The 2418-nt window shown below is 72.0% G+C and carries 1 protein-coding gene, 1 rRNA gene and 2 pseudogenes; 1 reads left to right on the top strand and 3 read right to left on the bottom strand.

Annotation, left to right across the window (positions count from 1 at the left end):
• Window positions 1-250: ribosomal RNA gene (locus JNW87_RS37675) — 23S ribosomal RNA — on the top strand; the annotation flags it as partial.
• Between the two features lie 9 nt (window positions 251-259).
• Here the strand turns inward: JNW87_RS37675 and JNW87_RS41905 are convergent.
• The 3 genes and pseudogenes from JNW87_RS41905 to JNW87_RS37660 form a co-directional block, all read right to left on the bottom strand.
• Window positions 260-664, bottom strand: a pseudogene (locus tag JNW87_RS41905) (segregation and condensation protein A); the annotation flags it as partial.
• A 263-nt stretch (window positions 665-927) separates the two neighbouring features.
• Entirely contained in the window at window positions 928-1851 is a 924-nt protein-coding gene (locus JNW87_RS37665) for a ParA family protein (RefSeq protein WP_109804356.1), read from the bottom strand.
• Window positions 1852-2044: 193 nt separating this feature from the next.
• A pseudogene (locus JNW87_RS37660) lies at window positions 2045-2418 on the bottom strand (tyrosine-type recombinase/integrase); the annotation flags it as partial.

Here is a 2418-nt window from a genome sequence, read left to right as displayed (position 1 = left end):
GCGGCACGAGTGAGAATGCAGGCATGAGTAGCGAAAGAAGGGTGAGAAACCCTTCCGCCGGATGACCAAGGGTTCCAGGGCCAGGCTAATCCGCCCTGGTGAGTCGGGACCTAAGGCGAGGCCGAGAGGCGTAGTCGATGGACAACGGGTTGATATTGAGCAGCGAGAAGGTGGCGATGCCGGCGCGGCGCAGCCGTTCGGCGAGGATCCCGGCGTGCTCGCGGACACTGACCCGGACCATGTGCACGTGCGCGATGGAGACCTGGGGCACCGGCCTCGGGGTCATCGCCTTCAGCGCCAGCTTGAGCAGCCGCTCCGGGCCGATGCCGAGCACCAGGTCGGGCAGCGCCTCGGCGTACCGGGGCTCCAGGGTGACCGCGCGGGGGTAGCGGCGGCCGCCGACGGCCTCCAGCTCGGCGATGTGCGCCGCGGCCTCCTTGTACGCCTTGTACTGCAGCAGCCGGGCGAAGAGCAGGTCCCGCGCCTCCAGCAGGGCGAGGTCCTCCTCGTCCTCCACCTCGGCGGCGGGCAGCAGCCGGGCGGCCTTGAGGTCGAGCAGGGTGGCCGCGATCAGCAGGAACTCGCTCGTCTCGTCCAGGTCCCACTGGTCGCCCATCGCCCGGATGTAGGCGATGAACTCGTCGGTGACCTTGTGCAGCGCCACCTCGGTGACGTCGAGCTTGTGCTTGCTGATGAGCTGGAGCAGCAGGTCGAACGGGCCGGTGAAGTTGGCCAGCCGGACGGTGAACCCGCTGGTCTCGGGGGCGTCCCCGGCGGGCAGCACACCGTCGACCTCCGCGGCCGGCTCGGCGGCGACCGCCGGGTCGGCGGCGCCGGGCGGCGCGGCGGGTGGGTCGAGGGGCGGTGCGGTCACCCGACGACCGTAGTGGACGGGCCGGACGGGCCGGTGACCTGGTGCACCCCCGACTACCGGTCCGTCTGGGCGGCGATCACCTCACGGGCCAGCTGCCGGTAGTTGCGCGCGCCGGACGACGCCGGGTCGAGCGTGGTGATCGGGGCGCCGGCGACGGTCGACTCGGGGAACTTGACGGTCTTGGTGATCACCGTCTGGTAGACCTTGTCGCCGAAGGCCTCCACCACCCGCTGGAGCACCTGCCGGCAGTGCGTGGTGCGGCTGTCGTACATGGTGGCGAGGATGCCCTCGAGCTCCAGGTCGAAGTTGAGCCGCTCGCGGACCTTGTCGATGGTGTCCAGCAGCAGCGCCACGCCGCGCAGGCTGAAGAACTCGCACTCCAGCGGGATGAGTACGCCGTGCGCGACGGTCAGCGCGTTGATCGCCAGCAGGCCCAGCGAGGGCTGGCAGTCGATCAGGATGAAGTCGTACTCCTTGCGGACGGTGCGCAGCACGCGCGCCAGCGCCATCTCGCGGGCGACCTCGTTGACCAGCTGGATCTCGGCGGCGGAGAGGTCGATGTTGGCGGGCAGCAGGTGCAGGCCGGCCACGTCGGTCTTGATCAGGACGTCCTCGGCGGTGACGTCGTCCTGCATGAGCAGGTTGTAGACCGACAGGTCGAGGTTGTGCGGGTTGACCCCCAGGCCGACCGACAGGGCGCCCTGCGGGTCGAAGTCGACCAGCAGCACCTTGCGGCCGTACTCGGCGAGCGCGGCGCCCAGGTTGATGGTCGTCGTGGTCTTGCCGACGCCGCCCTTCTGGTTGGCCATCGCGATGATCCGCGCCGGGCCGTGCCGGTCCGTCGGCATGGGCTCCGGGATGGGCTTGCGCATCGTGTACGCTGCCGGGTCGGCCGGACCCAGGTCCGCGCCGAGCGACGCCTGCTGCTCGCGGAGCTCCGACGTCCAGGCGTCGGCACGGTCACCGTTGCCAGCCATGTCCTCGTTGCCCCCTCCCGACGACCACCCGGCGTCGGAGCCGTCCGACGTCCTTCGCGGCGCCGCTGCGCACCCCGGTTCGTCGCCCCAGGAGGTCCGCGCCGATGCCGACTGTACGCCACGCGCCGGCAGCGCGTTCGGTACCCGGTCGGCGTGTCGGACGCACCGGCCGGTCAGGACGGTCGGGCCCGACTCACCCGCGGGCGCGCGGGTGCGCGGTGGCGTACACCTCGCGCAGCCGCTCCACAGTGACCAACGTGTACACCTGGGTGGTGGTCACCGAGGCATGGCCGAGCAACTCCTGCACCACCCGCACGTCGGCGCCGCCGTCGAGCAGATGGGTGGCGTACGAGTGGCGCAGGGTGTGCGGGGAGACCGCGCCCGCACCGTCCACCGGCAGGCCGGCGCGCTCGGCGGCGCGGCGCAGGATGGTCCAGGCGCCCTGCCGGGACAGCGCGCCGCGCGGGCGTTGACGAAGACCGCCGGGGTGCCCCGGCCGGGCGGCGACCAGCGCCTGGCGGCCCCGGACCAGCCAGGCGCGCGAACGCCTCGACCGCGTACCCGCCG

Origin of the sequence: Micromonospora sp. ATA51 (assembly GCF_016802855.1) — a bacterium.
GTDB classification, from domain to species: domain Bacteria; phylum Actinomycetota; class Actinomycetes; order Mycobacteriales; family Micromonosporaceae; genus Micromonospora; species Micromonospora sicca.
Note: the sequence above shows the minus strand (reverse complement) of the source record. Positions and strands in the feature narration are given on the sequence as shown.

What these genes read in the sequence shown, in the direction of transcription:
- JNW87_RS37665 (WP_109804356.1), bottom strand. Translation starts at nt 1,851, where the DNA reads ATGGCTGGCAACGGTGACCGTGCCGACGCCTGGACGTCGGAGCTCCGC.